The organism is Variovorax sp. ISS6 (genome assembly GCF_056523145.1).
The window spans coordinates 5831244-5848178 of record NZ_JAWRZC010000001.1 but is presented as its reverse complement, the minus strand read 5'-3'; the positions used below and the strand labels follow the sequence as shown (position 1 = coordinate 5848178).

Sequence of the window (16935 nt, the reverse complement as noted above, 5' to 3'; positions counted from 1 at the left end):
GCGGCGCGTCAGTCCAGGGTGATCTTCAGGTCGCGGATCAGCTTCTGCCAGCGCACGGTCTCGCTGCGCAGCAGTTCGCCGAACTGCGCGGGCGTGTTGCCCACGGGCTCGACGCCGAAGTCCTCGAGGCGCTTGCGCACCGTGGGTTCGTTGATGGCCGCGACCACGCGCTTGTTGAGCCCGTTCACCACCTCGGGCGGCGTGGCGGCGGGCACCACCATGCCGACCAGCGCGGCGGCTTCCACGCCCTTGTGGCCGAGCTCGGCGAAGGTGGGCACGTCGGGCAGCTGCGGCAGCCGCGTGGCGTTGGCCACGGCGATGGCCTTGACCTTGCCGCCCTTGATGAAGCCCGCGCCCGCGGCGAGGTCGACCATCATGGCCTGCACCTGGCCGCCGGCCACGTCGGTGAGGGCCGGTGCCGCGCCGCGGTAGGGCACGTGCACCATGAACAGGCCGGCTTCGGTCTTGAGCAGTTCCATCGCCAGGTGGTGCGGGCTGCCCGCGCCGGCCGATGCGTACGAGAAGCTGCCGGGCTTGGCCTTGGCCTGGGCGATGAAGGTCTTGGCGTCGGCGATGCCGCTGGCCGGATTGACCACCAGGATCATCGGGAAGCGGCCCATCAGCGTGACCGGCGCGAGGTCCTTGGTGGGGCTGTACGACAGCGACTTGTAGAGCGAGGGGTTGAACACCATGGTGCCGTTGTCGGCCGACAGCACGGTGTAGCCGTCGGCCGCCGAGCGCGCGGTCTCCGCGGCCGCGATGGCGGTGTTGCCGCCGGGCTTGTTGTCCACCAGCACCGGCTGGCCGGCCTGCGTCGACAGCGTCTGGCCGATGGTGCGCGCGAGGAAGTCGGAACCGCCGCCCGCGGCATAGGGCACGAGCCAGCGGATGGGCTTGGCGGGGTAGGCGGCGGCCTGGGCGAAGGCGGTGCTCGTGACGGCGAGCGCGGGGAGGGCCAGCAGGCAGCCGGCCAGGAACTTCTTCATCGTGTCTCCTGGTTTCTAGGGTTCTGGGAAGCGCAATCCGGGGTCAAAATCCGCGACGGCGAGTTTTGCGTAATGATTGTACGCATAGCGTAAATTGCGAGGCAAGCCCTGGTGCCACCGTACTTACCATCGGGTGCCCCCACTTTTTTCGAGAACGAGACGATCAGCACATGGCTTCCACCCCGAAGAAGAAAGCGCCCGCCGCCGCCGCCAAGCTGCCCGCCACGCCCGCGCCGCGCGAGCGGCGCCAGCGCGTGCAGTCGGCCGAGACCGGCATGGCGGTGCTCAAGGGCCTGGCGCGCATGGGCGGCAACGCGGGCCTGTCGGGCCTCGCGGCGCACGTGGGCGAGAGCCCGGCCAAGGTGCACCGCTACCTCGCGAGCCTGGTGCAGGAAGGGCTGGTGGCGCAGGACGTCGATTCGCAGCGCTACCGGCTCGGCCCCGAGGCCATCAACATCGGCCTGGCCGCGATGCGCCAGTCCGACCCGGTGCGCGCGGCCGAGCCCGCGCTGGTGCGGCTGCGCGAAGGGCTCGAGGTCACCTGCTTCGTCGCCGTGATGGGCAACAAGGGCCCGACCGTGATGCGCTTCGAGGAGCCGGGCCTGCCGGTCACGGTCAACGTGCGCGCGGGCTCGGTGATGTCGATGCTGTGGTCGGCCACGGGCCGCGCCTTCCTCGGCCTGCTCAACGAGCGCCGCGTGCGCGAGCTGGCCGAGCAGGAGCTCGCCGCGGCGCCGCGCGAGATGCGCGCGCAGCTCGACGCGAAGCAGCCGATCGAGGCCCTGCGCGCCGAGGTGCGCGCGCTGCGCTGCGCGGTGGTGCGCGACACCTACCTGCGCGGCATCAGCGCGGTGGCGGCGCCGGTCTACGACTTCACGGGGCGCGTGTGCGCGGTCATCACCGCGCTGGGCGCGAGCGGCGGCTTCGATCCCTCGGCCGATGGCGAGATCGCGACCGCGGTGCTGCGCGAGGCGGCGGCCACCAGCGAGGTGCTGGGCCATGTCGCGGCGAAGGAATGCTGAACCGCGCTTGACCCGCGCGCGATCCCGGCGATAGGCTGCGCCCGCGCGGCGCAAGGGAGTGCCGCGCCTCCTCGCGGAGCCACCAGCCATCGTCAAAGAACGGACAACAAGACTTATGAAGACTTTCGCCTTCCCCTTCCTTCGCACCCCGGCCATCGCGCTGGCCTGCGCGCTCGCGTTCGCGGGTGCCGCCTCGGCGCAGCAGCCGAACCAGGCCGTGCTCGACGCCGCCACGCAGAAGAAGGAAGAGACGCTCAAGCTGCTCGAGCGCCTGGTCAACATCGACTCGGGCTCGACCAATGCCGAGGGCCTCGAGAAGGTCCGCACGCTGGTGGTGGACGAACTGCGCCAGCTCGGCGCGCGCATCGAGACCTTCCCGGCCGAGCCGCATCCGGGCAGCAACGTGGTCGCGACCTTCACCGGCACGGGCAAGAAGAAGATCCTGATCCTGGCCCACATCGATACCGTGTTCAAGGACGGCACCGCCGCCGCCAAGCCCTTCTACGTGAAGGACGGCCGCGCCTACGGCCCGGGCGTGATGGACAACAAGGGCGGCGTGGTCGCGGGACTGCAGGCGCTCAAGATCCTGCAGCAGCTGGGCTTCAAGGACTACGGCCAGCTCACCTTCCTGATCGACACCAACGAGGAGACCGGCTCGGTCGGCACCAGCGCGCTGATCGAGCGCGTGGCGAAGCAGCACGACGTGGCGCTGAACCTCGAGCCGGGCCGTCCGGCCGACGGCCTGGTGGTGGAGCGCAAGGGCTCGGCCACCGCGCTGATCGAGGTCAAGGGCCTGGCCGCGCATGCGGGCGTGGCGCCCGAGGCCGGCCGCAATGCCGCGATGGAGGTGGCGCACCAGGTGCTGCAGCTGTCGAAGACCGCCGATGCCGCGAAGAAGACCACCGTCAACTTCACGGTGCTGACCGCCAACGGACCGACCAACGTGATCCCCGCCACCGCGAGCGCGCGCGGCGATGTGCGCGCCGCCACGCCCGAGGAGCTCGATCGCGTCGAGAAGGACCTGCAGCGCATCTCGCAGAACAAGCTGATCCCCGACACCGAGGTCAAGGTGCGCCTGATCCGCGGCCTGCCGCCGATGCCGCGTTCGCCCGCTTCCGACAAGCTGGTGGCGACTGCCGAGGGCATCTATGCCGAGATCGGCAAGAAGCTCACCATCGAGAGCAGCGGCGGCGCGGCCGATGCGAGCCTGGTGGCCGGCGTCGGCGTGCCGGTGCTCGACGGCTTCGGCATCGTGGGCGGCGGCATCCACACGCCCGAGGAGTACGCCGAGGTCGAGAGCATCGTGCCGCGGCTGTACCTGCTGTCGCGGATGCTGATGGCGTTGAGCGCGAACTGAGGTTCAGGCCGCTGCGCTCTTCAGACGCGGCAGCACCTCGCGCCCGAGTTCCTCCACGATCTCGCGCGCGTCGCGCGGTCCACGCGCGATATTCATCAGCACGTGGGCCACGCCCGCGTCCTCCAGCCGGTCGAGGTAGGCCACCAGCGCGTCGCGCCCGGTGCGCAGCCCCAGCTCGATCGGCTCGGCCGGCGCGTCGGCACGCTCGAGCAATTCGAGCTGCAGCGACTGGATGAAGGGCTTGGCCTCGCCGCCCGCGCGCTCGCGCAGCGCGGTCTGCCACAGGCCGATGCGGCCCTGCTGCCGCGCCTCGTCGCGGTGGTAGGTGGCCCAGCCGTCGGCATGGGACGCGGTCCATTGCAGCGACTGCCGCGCCGACCCCACCACCACCATGCCGATGCGTTCGGCCGGCGCCGCCATCAGCTCATGGCCGGCCGTGGCCTCGCGCAGCGCGGCGCGTTCGGCAGCCAGCGGCGAGAGGGCCGAGCGCACCAGCGTCCAGCGCTCGCGGAAGGTCTCGGCGCGCCGCGCGATGTCCTCGCCGAAGATCGCGAACTCGGCCTCGCGGTCGCCCGAGCCGAGCCCGAGGATGAAGCGTTCGCCCGACAGCCGGTTCAGCGACAGCGCGGCCTTGGCCAGGTGCAGCGGCTGGCGCAGCGGCAGCACCGCGGCGGCCGTGCCGAGCGCGATGCGCTGCGTGGCCGCGGCCAGCGTGGCGAGCCAGAGGAAGGGCTCGTCGAGCGGGGCCGTCGGCATCATCCGCTCGCCCTGCGGCGCGAGCACCGGCACGTCGCGCGTCCACAGCGCTGCGAAGCCCAGTGCGTCGGCACGCTGCGCGAGATCGCGCTCGACGGCGAGGTCGGCCATCGCCTCGTCGGGGCGCGCGATCGGTGTCATGAGGCCGAGCGTGAGTCGGCCGGCCTGGAGGGTCTGCTGGTAGGCGCGGTTGAAGGAGGGCATGGCGGCAGGATGAGACGAAGGAAATGATCGCATGCGCATGCCGCCCGGCGCGCCATGGGGGCATGGCGAGCATCTCGATCGGAGATGCGCCGATCTTCAATCCATATGAATCTTGCGCGTAAACCCGCTGCGGTGCCTTCGCGTGCCGCCGCGACCATCGGCGCACCGAATTACCAGCACAGCGAGACACCCACTCCATGAACACGAGCGCGATCACACGGCCCCGGGCAGCGGCGGCGCAAGAGGACGGCGGCGCCGATGCCGTCTACCGCAAGGTCGGCTGGCGGCTCATCCCGCTGCTCTTCGTCTGCTACATCGTGGCCTACCTCGACCGCGTCAACGTCGGCTTCGCCAAGCTGCAGATGCAGGGCGACCTGCAGTTCAGCGAGGCGGTGTACGGCCTGGGCGCGGGCATCTTCTTCATCGGCTACTTCCTGTTCGAGGTGCCGAGCAACGTGGTGCTGCACCGCGTGGGCGCGCGCCGCTGGATCGCGCGGATCATGATCACCTGGGGCCTGCTGTCGGCCGGCACCATGTTCGTGAGCTCGCCGATGTCCTTCTACGTGATCCGCTTCCTGCTGGGCGCGGCCGAGGCGGGCTTCTTCCCCGGGATCATCCTGTACCTGACCTACTGGTACCCGGCCGCGCGGCGCAGCAAGGCGACCTCGCTGTTCCTCGCGGCGATCCCGTTCGCGGGCATCCTCGGCGGCCCGATCTCGGGCTGGATCCTGCAGGGCATGGGCGGCGTGAACGGCTGGGCCGGCTGGCAGTGGCTCTTTCTGCTGCAGGGACTGCCGACCGTGGCGCTGGGCCTGGTCGTGTGGCGCTACCTCGACGACCGCGTGAAGGACGCGCAATGGCTCAGCACCGCCGAGCGCGAGCTGATCGCGCGCGACATCGCGGCCGAGAACCAGGGCAAGGCCGAGCCGCGCATCCTCGAGGTGCTGGGCAACGGCCGCGTCTGGCTGCTGGCGCTGGTGTACTTCGCCTACACCTCGGGCCTGTACGGCATCTCGTTCTGGCTGCCGAGCATCATCAAGGCGATCGGCGTGAAGGGCGCGCTCGACATCGGCCTCTTGAGCGCCATCCCGTGGACCTTCGGCGTGGTCGCGATGTACCTGATGGCGCGCAGCGCCGACCGCCGGCTCGAGTACCGCTGGCACAGCGCGCTGGCCGCGATCGTGGGCGCGATCGGGCTGGTGCTCAGCGTGGCCTTCCACGGCAACGCGGTGCTCGCGATGGCCGGGCTCACGCTGGCCACCATGGGCATCATGTCGACCCTGCCGATCTTCTGGGGCATGCCGACGGCCTTCCTCGGTGGTGCCGCCGCGGCCGCGGGCATCGCGTTGATCAACTCCTTCGGCAACCTCTCGGGCTTCAGCGCGCCCTTCCTCATCGGCCTGATCAAGGACGCGACGCAGAGCACCGACGCGGGCCTGCACATGCTCGCGGGCCTGCTGGTGGCGGGCGCGGTGCTGGTGCTGCTGGCCAAGCCGGCCGCCGCGCGGCGCTGAGTCTTCGTCTTTTTCGCGCCGCGGCGTTCGCCCGCGGCGCTTCGTTCCCGGTTCCCCACAGAAAGTCCCACCCCATGGATGCGGTCGTGATCTCCCCTGCGCGTCGTTCGCCCTCGGCCGAACTGCTCGCGCTGCTGCAACGGCGTTTCGAGGAACGCCTGTCGACCAGCCAGGCCGTGCTGCTGCAGCACGGCACCGACGAATCGGCCTATGCGCCGCAGCCGCCCGACGCGGTGGTGTTCGTGCAGAGCACCGACGAGGTCGCCTTCGTGGTGCGCGCCTGCGCACGAGAACGCGTGCCGGTGATCGGCTTCGGCGTGGGCTCGTCGGTCGAGGGCCACCTGCTCGCGGTGCAGGGCGGCGTGTGCATCGACTTCTCGCGCATGAACCGCGTGCTCGCGGTCCGCGGCGGCGACCTCACGGCCACGGTCGAGGCCGGCGTGACGCGCGGCCAGCTCAACGCGGCGCTTGCCGACACCGGCTTCTTCTTCTCGGTCGACCCCGGCGCCGACGCCTCGATCGGCGGCATGGTCGCCACCGCCGCCTCGGGCACGAACACCGTGCGCTACGGCACCATGCGCGACAACCTCGTGAACCTCACGGTGGTGACGGCCGAAGGCGAGGTGGTGCGCACCGCGACGCAGGCGCGCAAGAGCTCGGCCGGCTACAACCTCACGCAGCTCTATTGCGGTTCCGAAGGCACGCTGGGGCTGATCACCGAGGCCACGGTGCGGCTGCATCCGCATCCCGAGGCGCATGCGGCGGCGGTGGTGCATTTCCCCTCGGTTCGCGCGGCGGTCGACGTGGTGATCGAGGCGATCCAGCTCGGCGTGCCGCTCGCGCGCGCCGAGATGCTGGACGCGCTGACGATCCGCGCCGTGAACGCCCACAGCCGCACCACGCTGGCCGAGCATCCGACGCTGTTCCTCGAATTCGGCGCGAGCAAGGCGCAGATCGACGAGCAGGCCGCGCTGGTGCGCGAGATCGTGGCCGGCCATGGTGGCGGTGCGTTCCAGTGGGCGCTGCGGCAGGAAGAGCGTTCGCGGCTGTGGACGCCGCGCCATCACGCCTACTTCGCCTGCCTGCAGCTCCAGGCCGGCAGCCGCAGCCTCACGACCGATGCCTGCGTGCCGCTGTCGGCGCTGGCGCAATGCATCGACGAGACCCAGGCCGACATCGCCGAACACGAGCTGCTGGCGCCGGTGTTCGGGCATGTGGGCGACGGCAATTTCCATTGCCTGGTGCTGGTCGATCCCGACGATGCCGCCGCGAACGCTGCCGCCGAAGCCTTCAGCCATCGGCTGGTGCAGCGCGCGCTGCGCCATGGCGGTACCTCCACCGGCGAGCACGGCGTGGGGCTGCACAAGATGCAGTACCTGGTCGAGGAGCACGGCGCGCAGGCGGTGGGGCTGATGCGCGCGATCAAGCGCGCGCTCGATCCGCACGACATCTTCAATCCCGGCAAGGTCGTGGGCCACGCCGCGGTCTGAGTACCCCCGAATACGACAACACAGGAGACAAGACGATGAAGCGTTCGCACAAGCACACATGGGTCGCGATGGCCGCGGCAGCGTTGATGGCGGGATGCGGTGGCGGGGGCAGTGGCAGCGGCTTCGTGCCGCTGGTGCCACCGGCGAGCGCGCCGCCGGCGGCACCGCCGCCCGCGCAGTCGTTGGCCGAGAAATGCCCCGCGTTCAAGGGCCGATCCGTCGCCGAAGGCGCGGTGCGCGTCGACGATGCGAAGCTGGTCGCCGCCACCGGCGTTCAGCCCGAATACTGCGTGCTCACGGCGAGCTTCCAGGGTTCGAGCCTGCGCTTCGAGGCGCGCCTGCCGACCTCGGGCTGGAACGGCAAGCTGGCCTTCATCGGCGGTGGTGGCTTCGACGGCACGCTGCCCAGCGCGGCCGATCCGCAGTTCAGCGCCTCGATCTTCAGCGAGCGCTACGCCACGATCGGCACCAACGGCGGCTACGACTATCCCGGCGTGCGCGACGCCGGCTACTTCGCGGCGCGCTTCGCGGCCGATCCCGCGAAGCTGCTCGACTTCACGCAGCAGTCGGAGCACCGCGCGCTGCCGCCGGGCAAGGAACTGATCGCGGCCTTCTTCGGCAGCGGCCCCGCGCGCAGCTACTTCGAGGGCTGCTCGATGGGCGGCCACGACGCGCTGATGCTCGCGCAGCGCTTCCCGGACGACTTCGACGGCATCGTGGCGCGCGCCCCGGCCGGCAACATCATGGGCCTGTTCGTGCAGTTCAACCGCATTTCGAAGCAGGTGCGCGTGCCGGCCAACACGCTGAACCCGGCCAAGCAGACGCTGCTGGCCAACGCGGTGCTCGCGCAGTGCGATGCGCTCGACGGCGTGGCCGACGGCATCGTCTCGAAGCCCGCGGCCTGCAACTACGACCCTGCGCCCTTGCGCTGCGCGGGCGGCGCCGACACCGGCGATGCCTGCCTGTCGGACGCGCAGATCGCCACGGTGAAGACCATCACCTCGCCGGTCGCCACCTCGGACGGCGCCTGGTCGCACCCGGGCTACAACTTCGGCCTCGAGAACACGGCCGATGGCTGGGGCTCGTACATCTGGCCGCAGGCGGCGCTCGGCGGCAACTCGATCCAGGGCATGTTCTCGGACGGCTTCGTGCGCTCGTTCATCACGCAGGACCCGGCCTTCGACACGCTGGCCTGGAACCCCGACCAGTGGCTCGCGCGCATGGGCGTGGTCGGCGGCCTGTTCAGCGCGGCCGACCCCAACCTGGAGCGGCTGCATGCGCGCGGCGCGAAGCTGATCCTGTGGAACGGCACCAACGACACCTCGGTGAGCGCGCGCGACACCTCGCGCTACTACGACCAGGTGGTCGGCAAGCTGGGACAGCCCAAGGCCGACCAGACCGTCGAGCTGTTCCTCGCGCCTGGCGTGGGCCATTGCGCGGGCGGGCCGGGCGCCGACAAGGTCGACCTGCTGAAGGCGATGGCGACCTGGGTCGAGCAGGGCGTGCCCGCGTCGGCCCAGGGCCTGGTGCAACGCAAGCTCGACGCGGCCACGGGCGCCACCGCGCTCGCGCGGCCGATGTGCAAGTACCCGGCGTACCCGCGCTACAAGGGCGCGGGCGACACGAAGGATGCGAAGAGCTTCGACTGCGTGAACTGAGGCCTTGTCCGACCCATGGGCCGCGAACGCGCGGCCTAGAATGGCCGGCCGTTCCCGCAACCCTGTGGCGAATGGCCGGAGACCCCGCCGATGGAACTGCGCCAGTTCAAGTATTTCGTTGCCATCGTCGATTGCGGCAGCCTCTCGCGCGCCGCGCAGCAGCTCTACGTGGCGCAGTCGGCGCTGAGCAAGCAGATGGCCGAACTCGAGGCCGAGCTCGACACCCAGCTGCTGCTGCGCAGCCGCAACGGCGTGGCGATGACCGAGGCCGGCAAGGTGTTCTACGAATACGCGCAAGGCATCACCAAGCAGGTCAGCGATGCGCGCGCGGCGGTGCACGTGGCGGCCGACTCGGTGGTGGGCTCGGTGGTGGCGGCGCTGCCGCAGAGCGTGTCGCCGATGATCGCGCTGCCGCTGATGCGCGCGGCCGCGCGCCGCTATCCCGACGTGGTGCTGCACCTCAACGAGGAGCTCACGGGCAACATGGCCGACCAGCTCACGCGCGGCCGCGTCGACGTGGCCGTGTTCTCGCCGACCATGCCGGCCGAGGACGTGGCCTTCACGCCGCTGGTGGAGGAGGACTTCGTGTTCCTCGAATCGCCGCAGAGCCCGCATGCGCTGCCCGAGGGCGAGGTGAGCATCGAGCAGGCGACCGCGCGGCCGCTGGTGTGGCCCGCCAATGCGCACGGGCACTGCACGCGCTGGCTGGTCGACGCGGTGCTCGAGGCCGCGGGACAGCCGGCCGCGCGCGTGGCGGCCGAGATCAATTCGGTCTACACGCTCAAGGCCGCGGTCGAGGCGGGGCTCGGGCCGACCATCATGCCGCTGGGGCTCGCGCAGCGCGAGGTGAGCGAAGGGCGGCTCGCGGCGCACCGCATTGCCTCCGGCGCGATGTTCCGCACGCTGGGGCTGTGCGTCTCGGTGCACCTGCCGACCGGCAACGCCAAGCGCGCCATCTGCGCGCTGATCGCCGAGGTGATGCAGGGCCTGTGCGCGTCGGGCGAATGGGCCGGCGCGCGGGCCGTGCAGGCCGCGAGGAAAACGAAGGCCTGAGTCAGGCGCGGCGCTTGCGCGCGACCGCCGGCTTGCGGAGCTCGGCGGGCCGCGGGAACAGGCGCAGGATCGCCGCGCGCACGTCGTCCTTCATGCGCTCGGCCGCATCGGCCTCGCCCGACAGGTGGCGCAGCAGCCCCTGCTGGAACAGGCCGTCGAACAGCGAATAGGCCGCGGCGGGCGGCAGGCCCGTGGGCACGCCCGCGAGCTCCTCGAAGCGGGCCATGATGCGCCAGATCATCGCCTCGAGGCTTTTGTCGATTTCGGTCACGTCGTCGCGGAAGGCGGCCTCGAACAGCGCCTGCGAGCGCAGGTCGTACCACAGGCGGTGCATGTGGCCCTCGTCGCGCAGCGTGTCGGCCAGGCTCTGCAGGAAGCCCTCCACCAGCTCGTCGAAGGTGGTGGCGCTGTCGACCGCATGGTCGTAGCGCTTGACGCAGCGCGCCTTGTACTGCTTCACGCTGCAGACGATCAGGTCGACCTTGTCGGTGAAGTAGTAGTGCAGCACGCCGTGCGAGAACTCGGTGTTCTGCGCGATCTCGCGCAGGCTGGTGCGCGCGTAGCCGAGCGTGGCGAGCGTGGTCAGCGCGGCCTCGCCGAGCTCGGCGCGCCGCTCCTCGAACTTGTCGACCCTGGCCTTCGGCACCCGGGCCGTCGACGCTTGTTCCTGCTGTCGTGTCGTCATTTCCACCGCGCCGCGCGATGCGCGAGCCGCTCTCGTTGTCCGTTGATCTGCAAACCATAGCACGCATGGCACGCCCGTGCGAAACGGCGTTCCAGCCCGCGCCGGCCCCCATTCTAAAAAATCTGGACACTCGTCAAAGAAATTCTTGACACTCGTCAAGACGATTTCTAGGATGACCGCTCCATCTCACAACCAGACCACAGGAGACAAGCGATGGGACAGTTCGATCTGAAGGGGCGCAAGGCGCTCGTGACGGGTGGCGCGCGCGGCATCGGCGCCAGCATTGCGCAGGCGCTGACCGAGGCCGGCGCGGCGGTGATGATCGGCGACGTGCTCGCCGACGTGGGGCGGGCCACCGCCCAGCGCCTCTCGTCCGGCGGGGCGAAGGCCGGCTTCGTGCCGCTCGACGTCACCGACGACGCGGCCTGGGCCGCGGCCGTCGAGACCACGGTGAAGGAGCTCGGCGGGCTCGACATCGTGGTCAACAACGCGGGCATCGAGATCACCTCGCTGGTGGTCGACGTGCAGGCCGAGGACCTGCGCCGCATGCTCGACGTGAACGTGGCCGGCACCCTGCTGGGCATGAAACACGCGTTCCGCGCGATGCGCCCGGGCGGCGCCGCGGGCGCGGGCGGCGCGGTGGTCAACATCGCCTCGGTCGCCGCGACCATCGCCTTCCCCGCCATCGCGGGCTATTCGGCCACCAAGTCGGCGGTCGACCGCGCGACCCGCGTGGCCGCGATGGAGTCCGGCAAGCTGGGCTACGGCGTGCGCGTCAACTGCATCTACCCGGGGCTGGTGCCGACCGACATGGGCATGAAGCTCGCGAACGACATCGTCGCCGCGGGCCTCGCGCCCAGCGTGGAGGCGGCCGTCGGCGACGTGATCGGCCAGACGCCGCTGGGCCGGCTCGGCGAGGTCGGCGACATGGCCGACGTGGTGGTCTTCCTCTGCTCCGACGCGGCCCGGTTCATCACCGGCGCCGGCATCGCGGTGGACGGCGGCATGGGCATGTGAAGGCCATGCGCGAACAGAACGAGTCACACATCAGGCAAGAAAAAGGAGAGACGACATGAGCAGCAAGAACAAGAAGCCGGTCATCGTGTACGGCGCCTCGGGCTACACCGGGCGCCTGGTCTGCGAGTACCTGCGCGAGTACAACATCCCGTTCATCGCCGCGGGCCGCAGCCAGGAGAAGCTCGACGCCGCGATGAAGTCCAACGTGCCCGGCATCGAGACCGCGCGCTACGAGGTGGTGGAGGTGGCGCATTCGGTGGAGGCGCTCACCGAGCTCTTCACCGGCGCCTCGGTGGTGCTCAACACCGTGGGGCCGTTCGCCAAGTTCGGCCCCGAGGTGGTCGAGGCCTGCCTCAACGCCGGCTGCCACTACACCGACACCACGGGCGAGCAGGACTGGCTGATCACGCTCGACCAGCAATGGGGCGCCAGGTTCGCCGCCGCGGGGCTGCTGCTGTCGCCGGGCCTGGCCCACATGTACACCACGGGCGAGATCGCGGCGCAGCTGTGCCTCGAGACCCCCGGGCTCGACACGCTCGACATCGCCGTGTTCTGGGGCGGCAGCCCGACCATCGCGTCGACGCAGACCATCCTGGTCAACGCCGCCACCTCGAAGGCCTACTACCTCGAGCAGAACGAGTACGTCGAGTGGCAACCCGACGCGGGCCTCTACCACCTGTCGATCCCGGGCCAGCACGAGGCCGCGCTCGCGCTGCCCTGGGGCGGCACCTCGCATCCCGTGTGGTTCAAGCGCGATCCGCGCGTGGCCAACGTGAAGGTGCTCGGCGGCGTCTTCAACAAGCCGCTGATGATGGGCGTGCCGCAGATCGTGGCGGCCGCGCTCAAGGCCACCGAGGGCATGAACGAGCAGGATCGCTACGAGGCGCTGGCCAAGACCGCGTCGAGCGTGATGAACACCATGCCGCCGCGCGAGAACCCGCGCATCAACAAGTCGGTCGACTCGGTGCATGCCTCGGGTCCGCTGGGCCGCGTGCACTGCGTGATCTTCGGCAACTGCAACTACAAGCAGACCGGCCTGCTGCAGGCCTATGCGGCGGCCTCGCTGCTGCAGCAGCCGCCGCGCCGCGCGGGCTTCGCCTCGGGCTGCCAGGCCTTCGGCCATCGCGAGCTGCTGGGTGCGCTGCGCGGCTTCGGCCTGGTGCAGGAGCCCGTGATCACGCGCATGGGCTGACCCCGATGCGTCTCGTCGACTACCTCGACAAGGGCGCCCAGCTGGGCGCCGATGCGCCCTGCCTGACCCTGGGCGAGGCCGACTTCAGCTATGCCCAGGTGCAGCGCATCAGCTGGCGCGTGGCGCGCGGCCTGCAGCGCGCGGGCCTGCAGCCGGGCGACAAGGTGGCCGTGCTCTCGAGCAACGATGCGATGGCCTTCGCCACGGTGTTCGGCATCTCGCGCGCGGGCGGTGTGTGGTGCCCGATCAACCCGCGCAACGAAGCGAGCGAGAACGCCTTCGTGCTCGATGCCTTCGACTGCGCCTGCCTGGTGTTCCACGGCAACTACGCGCCCATGGTCGAGCAGATGCGTTCGCAGCTGCCCAAGCTGCGCGCGCTGGTCTGCCTCGATGCGCGGCAACCCTTCGCGCCGTCGATGGACGACTGGCTCGAGGGCCTGGACGACGCGCCGCTCGACATCGCGCCGCCCGACGACGTGGCGATGATCGCGGGCACCGGCGGCACCACGGGCCAGCCCAAGGGCGTGATGCTCACGGGGCGCAACCTCGAGGCGATGTCGGCGCTCACGCTGATGGGCTATCCCTTCGAGGGCCGGCCCGCCTACCTCGCGCTCGCGCCGCTCACGCACGCGGCCGGCGTGCTGTGCCTGCCGGTGATGGCGCTCGGCGGGCGCGTGGTCATCATGCCCAAGCCCGACCTCGGCGAGTTCCTCGCGCTGATCGAGCGCCACCGCATCACCCACGCCTTCCTGCCGCCGACGCTGATCTACATGCTGCTGCAGCATCCGGAACTCGCGGCGACGAAGCGCGATTCGCTGCAGTGCTTCTGGTATGGCGCCGCGCCGATGTCGGCCGCGCGGCTCGAGGAGGCGCTCACGAAGATCGGCCCGGTGATGGCCCAGCTCTTCGGCCAGACCGAGGCGCCGATGATGATCTCGATGATGTCGCCGCGCGAGCACTTCAATGCCGACGGCTCGGTGGCGAAGCACCGCCTCGCCTCGGCGGGACGGCCCGGGCCGCTGGTGCAGGTGGGCGTGATGAACGCCGAAGGCGAGCTGCTGCCCGTGGGCGAGAGCGGCGAGATCGTGGTGCGCGGCTCGCTCGTGATGCAGGGCTACTACAAGGACCCGAAGGCCACGCAGGAGGCCTCGCGCTTCGGCTGGCACCACACGGGCGACATCGGCCGGCTCGACGACGACGGCTTCCTCTACATCGTCGACCGCGCCAAGGACATGATCATCTCGGGCGGCTTCAACGTCTATTCGGCCGAGGTCGAGCAGGCGCTGATGCAGCACCCCGACGTGCAGGACAGCGCGGTGATCGGCCTGCCCGACGAGAAGTGGGGCGAGCGCGTGGTGGCGGTGCTGCAGCCGCAGGCGGGCCGCAGCATCGATGCCGAGGCGATCAAGGCCTTCGTCAAGGCGCGCATCGGCAGCGTGAAGGCACCCAAGCAGGTGGAGGTGTGGGCCGACCTGCCGCGATCGAAGGTGGGGAAGGTGCTCAAGAAGGACGTGCGCACCATCCTGCTCGCGGCGCTGACGCGCGAGCCGGGCGAATAGGGGCGGCCGACCGGCGGCGGTGCGCCGCCGCCGGTGGGCCTCCGATCAGAAGCGCGCCTTGAGCGAGGCCGTCGGGCCCTGCAGGCGGATCTTCAGCCGCGCGTCGGCGAAGCCGCTGTCGCGCGTGATGTCGATGTTGGTCACGTTGTAGGCCAGCACCAGGCCCACGTTCTTGACCGGGAACCACTCCACGCCGGCCGCGGCGTTGTAGATGTTGCCGTGCGAGCTGCCGCCGTTCTTCCACACGCCCGAGGCGTCGGCGAACAGCCGCAGGTCGGGCGTGATCGCGTGGCGCACGCCGATCTCGAGCAGCGGCGCGATCGCATCGCGGCTCGAGCTTTCGCTGAGCGTGCCGAACTGGCCGTTGACGCCCGCGAGTGCGCTCACGCCGAGCTTGATGCGGTAGTAGGCCGCGCCGGCACCGAGGCCCAGCACCGTGTTGCCCGAGCCGATCCACCACTTGTACGAGAGCTTGGCGAAATCGACCTGCGTGTCGACGTTGGCATTGCCGAAGGCCGCGATGGTGCCGAGGCCGCCGAGCGATGTGCCGCCCGAGAGGCCGCCGAAGTAGTCGCGCTTGTAGCGGAAGTAGTCGAACGAGAGGCCTTGCGTGTCGCCGAGCAGCACGTCGGCCGTGATGCGCGGCATGGTCACGCGGCCGGGCTTGATGTCGCCGGTGCGCAGCGCGCCATAGGGCGTGCCCACCGAGGCGTCGAACTTGGGGTCGGCGCCATAGGCACCGACGGAAAGGCTGAAGCGGTCGAGCGCCGGCGACGGGTCGGCGAGGGCGGGCGTGGCGGCTGCGAGCAGGCCGCCACCGGCCAGGGCGGCGACGAGGGTGGCGTGGCCGCGGGCGCGCGAGCGGGGCAAGGGCATGAAGAAGGTCCTTCGAAGAAGAGGCAAAAAATGGAACCCTCGGACCTTCGATCGCCGTACCGCGAAGGCCGGTGCCGGCCTGCGGTGTCGCTCGGTGTCCGGGGCGCTGCTCCCTGTTGTTGACCCCCAAGTTATTAGGTGCGGCCCATAGCGCGTATGCGTCGAAGCCGCCAGCGCCTGTAGGAGATTCGCCATGCCCGCGTTCGCCTTCAGCCGACGGTAATGTGCCGCGCGCCGGCCTAGGGCGCGGCGCGGTTCGCGCCTCAGCGCCGCGCGATGTCGAGCTGCGTGACCGGCGCGCTGTCGTTGCCCCACGAGCCGCGGATGTAGGTCAGCACGGCCGCGAGGTCGGTGCCGTCGAGCGTCTCGCCGAAGGGCGGCATGCCGTAGGGGCGCGGATTGCCCGCGGTGGTCGGCAGGAAGCCGCCATGACTCACGACCTGGATCAGGTTGACGGGCCGCGCCATGTTGACGGCGCGGCTGCCCGCGAGCGGCGGGTAGGCGCCCGGCGCGCCCTGGCCCTGGTCGCCATGGCAGTAGGCGCAGCGCTGGTCGTAGATGCGGTTGCCGCGCGCCATCTCGCCGGCATCGCGCCGGTAGGTGGCGGGGCGCGCGGGCTTGGCGTCGCCGGCCTCCTGCGCGACGGCCGGCAGGTCCTTGAGGTAGGCGGCCATCGCCGAGAGGTCGGCCTCGGACAGGTGCTGCGTGCTCTCGAACACCACGTCGGCCATCGGGCCCATCACCGAGCCGCGCGGCGCGCTGCCGTTCTTCAGCAGCGCCACCACCTCGGTGGCGGGCCAGCCGGACACGCCGGCCTCGCGCGGATCGGCCAGCGAGGGCGCGTACCAGTTCTGCACCGCGATCAGGCCGCCCGAGAGGCCACGCTGCGTCTCGGTGGCGCCGAAGGCATTGCGGCTGCCGTGGCAGGCGATGCAGTGGCCCAGGCCGTCGACCAGGTAGGCGCCGCGGTTCCATTCGGCCGGCTTGCCCGCGTCGGCGACGAAGGTCTGCGGCGTGAAGAACAGCGCGCGCCAGACGCCGAGCGCGGCCTGCGTGTCGTAGGGGAAGCGCAGCCGGTGCGGCCGGTTCGGCGTGTCGGCCGCGGGCAGGCTGCGCAGGTAGGCGTAGATGGCGTCGGAGTCCTCGCGCGTGACGCGCGTGAAGCTCGGATAGGGGAAGGCGGGATAGAGCAGCCGGCCGTCCTTCGAGCGGCCGTTGTGCATCGCGCGCCAGAAGTGCGCACTGCTCCAGCCGCCGATGCCGTGCTGCGCATCGGGCGTGAGGTTGGTCGAGTGGATGGTGCCGAAGGGCGTCTCGATCGGCAGGCCGCCCGCGTAGGCCTGGCCGCCGCGCGTGGTGTGGCAGCCCGCGCAGTTGCCGGCCAGCGCGAGGTAGCGGCCGCGCTCGATGCGCTGCGGCGTGGCCTCGAAGGCCTCGGCCTGCTCGGGGATGGCGGCCTCGCCGCGCAGGTTGAGCGCGACCACGCCGCCGGCCACGGCGGCCAGCAGCAGCACGAGCACGAGCAGGGTCCAGCAGAGGCGTTTGAGCGCGGTCATCGTCGCGGCC

Annotated in this window: 14 protein-coding genes; 9 read left to right on the top strand and 5 right to left on the bottom strand. The window is 70.7% G+C overall.

The features are described from left to right. Positions 1 to 8: 8 nt before the first annotated feature. Positions 9 to 986: a Bug family tripartite tricarboxylate transporter substrate binding protein gene (locus AC1HIL_RS27070; protein ID WP_479670460.1), complete on the bottom strand. Its 978-nt coding sequence runs from the start codon at positions 984 to 986 to the stop codon at positions 9 to 11. Positions 987 to 1156: 170 nt separating this feature from the next. Between AC1HIL_RS27070 and AC1HIL_RS27065 the strand changes: the two genes are divergently transcribed. Together AC1HIL_RS27065 and AC1HIL_RS27060 are read left to right on the top strand one after the other, a co-directional pair. After that, entirely contained in the window at positions 1157 to 2008 is an 852-nt protein-coding gene (locus AC1HIL_RS27065) for an IclR family transcriptional regulator (RefSeq protein ID WP_261214349.1), read from the top strand. A 115-nt stretch (positions 2009 to 2123) separates the two neighbouring features. Beyond that, on the top strand, positions 2124 to 3365 hold the full coding sequence (locus tag AC1HIL_RS27060; RefSeq protein WP_261214358.1) for a glutamate carboxypeptidase: 1242 nt from the start codon (positions 2124 to 2126) through the stop codon (positions 3363 to 3365). A gap of 3 nt (positions 3366 to 3368) precedes the next feature. Here AC1HIL_RS27060 and AC1HIL_RS27055 read toward each other — a convergent pair whose 3' ends face one another. Beyond that, a complete protein-coding gene (locus tag AC1HIL_RS27055; RefSeq protein WP_479670459.1) occupies positions 3369 to 4325 on the bottom strand; it encodes a TIGR03571 family LLM class oxidoreductase in 957 nt (318 codons plus the stop codon). Positions 4326 to 4522: 197 nt separating this feature from the next. On the opposite strand from AC1HIL_RS27055, the gene AC1HIL_RS27050 reads away from it, so the two are divergent. The 4 genes from AC1HIL_RS27050 (at position 4523) to AC1HIL_RS27035 (ending at position 10040) form a co-directional block, all read left to right on the top strand. Continuing rightward, on the top strand, positions 4523 to 5839 hold the full coding sequence (locus tag AC1HIL_RS27050; RefSeq protein ID WP_479670458.1) for an MFS transporter: 1317 nt from the start codon (positions 4523 to 4525) through the stop codon (positions 5837 to 5839). A gap of 74 nt (positions 5840 to 5913) precedes the next feature. Continuing rightward, on the top strand, positions 5914 to 7329 hold the full coding sequence (locus tag AC1HIL_RS27045) for an FAD-binding oxidoreductase (protein WP_479670457.1): 1416 nt from the start codon (positions 5914 to 5916) through the stop codon (positions 7327 to 7329). Between the two features lie 35 nt (positions 7330 to 7364). After that, positions 7365 to 8987 (top strand): tannase/feruloyl esterase family alpha/beta hydrolase, encoded by a 1623-nt coding sequence (locus AC1HIL_RS27040; RefSeq protein ID WP_479670456.1) that lies wholly within the window; start codon positions 7365 to 7367, stop codon positions 8985 to 8987. A gap of 90 nt (positions 8988 to 9077) precedes the next feature. Then, positions 9078 to 10040, top strand: coding sequence for a LysR substrate-binding domain-containing protein (locus AC1HIL_RS27035; protein ID WP_057596299.1), 963 nt, complete (start codon positions 9078 to 9080; stop codon positions 10038 to 10040). Position 10041: 1 nt separating this feature from the next. On the opposite strand, the gene AC1HIL_RS27030 is transcribed toward AC1HIL_RS27035, so the two are convergent. Beyond that, a complete protein-coding gene (locus tag AC1HIL_RS27030) occupies positions 10042 to 10725 on the bottom strand; it encodes a TetR/AcrR family transcriptional regulator (RefSeq protein ID WP_479670455.1) in 684 nt (227 codons plus the stop codon). Between the two features lie 213 nt (positions 10726 to 10938). Between AC1HIL_RS27030 and AC1HIL_RS27025 the strand changes: the two genes are divergently transcribed. The 3 genes from AC1HIL_RS27025 to AC1HIL_RS27015 are packed head-to-tail and all read left to right on the top strand — an operon-like array spanning position 10939 to position 14493. Then, positions 10939 to 11742: an SDR family NAD(P)-dependent oxidoreductase gene (locus AC1HIL_RS27025; protein ID WP_057596297.1), complete on the top strand. Its 804-nt coding sequence runs from the start codon at positions 10939 to 10941 to the stop codon at positions 11740 to 11742. 55 nt (positions 11743 to 11797) lie between these two features. Next, positions 11798 to 12934: a DUF5938 domain-containing protein gene (locus AC1HIL_RS27020; RefSeq protein ID WP_479670454.1), complete on the top strand. Its 1137-nt coding sequence runs from the start codon at positions 11798 to 11800 to the stop codon at positions 12932 to 12934. Positions 12935 to 12939: 5 nt separating this feature from the next. Continuing rightward, positions 12940 to 14493, top strand: coding sequence for an AMP-binding protein (locus tag AC1HIL_RS27015; RefSeq protein ID WP_479670453.1), 1554 nt, complete (start codon positions 12940 to 12942; stop codon positions 14491 to 14493). A gap of 45 nt (positions 14494 to 14538) precedes the next feature. Here the strand turns inward: AC1HIL_RS27015 and AC1HIL_RS27010 are convergent, their stop codons facing one another. Both AC1HIL_RS27010 and AC1HIL_RS27005 read right to left on the bottom strand, forming a co-directional pair. Further along, entirely contained in the window at positions 14539 to 15369 is an 831-nt protein-coding gene (locus AC1HIL_RS27010; protein WP_261214386.1) for a hypothetical protein, read from the bottom strand. Between the two features lie 263 nt (positions 15370 to 15632). Next, positions 15633 to 16925, bottom strand: a complete 1293-nt coding sequence (locus AC1HIL_RS27005; protein WP_261214388.1) for a c-type cytochrome — start codon at positions 16923 to 16925, stop codon at positions 15633 to 15635. Between the last annotated feature and the right edge of the window lie 10 nt (positions 16926 to 16935).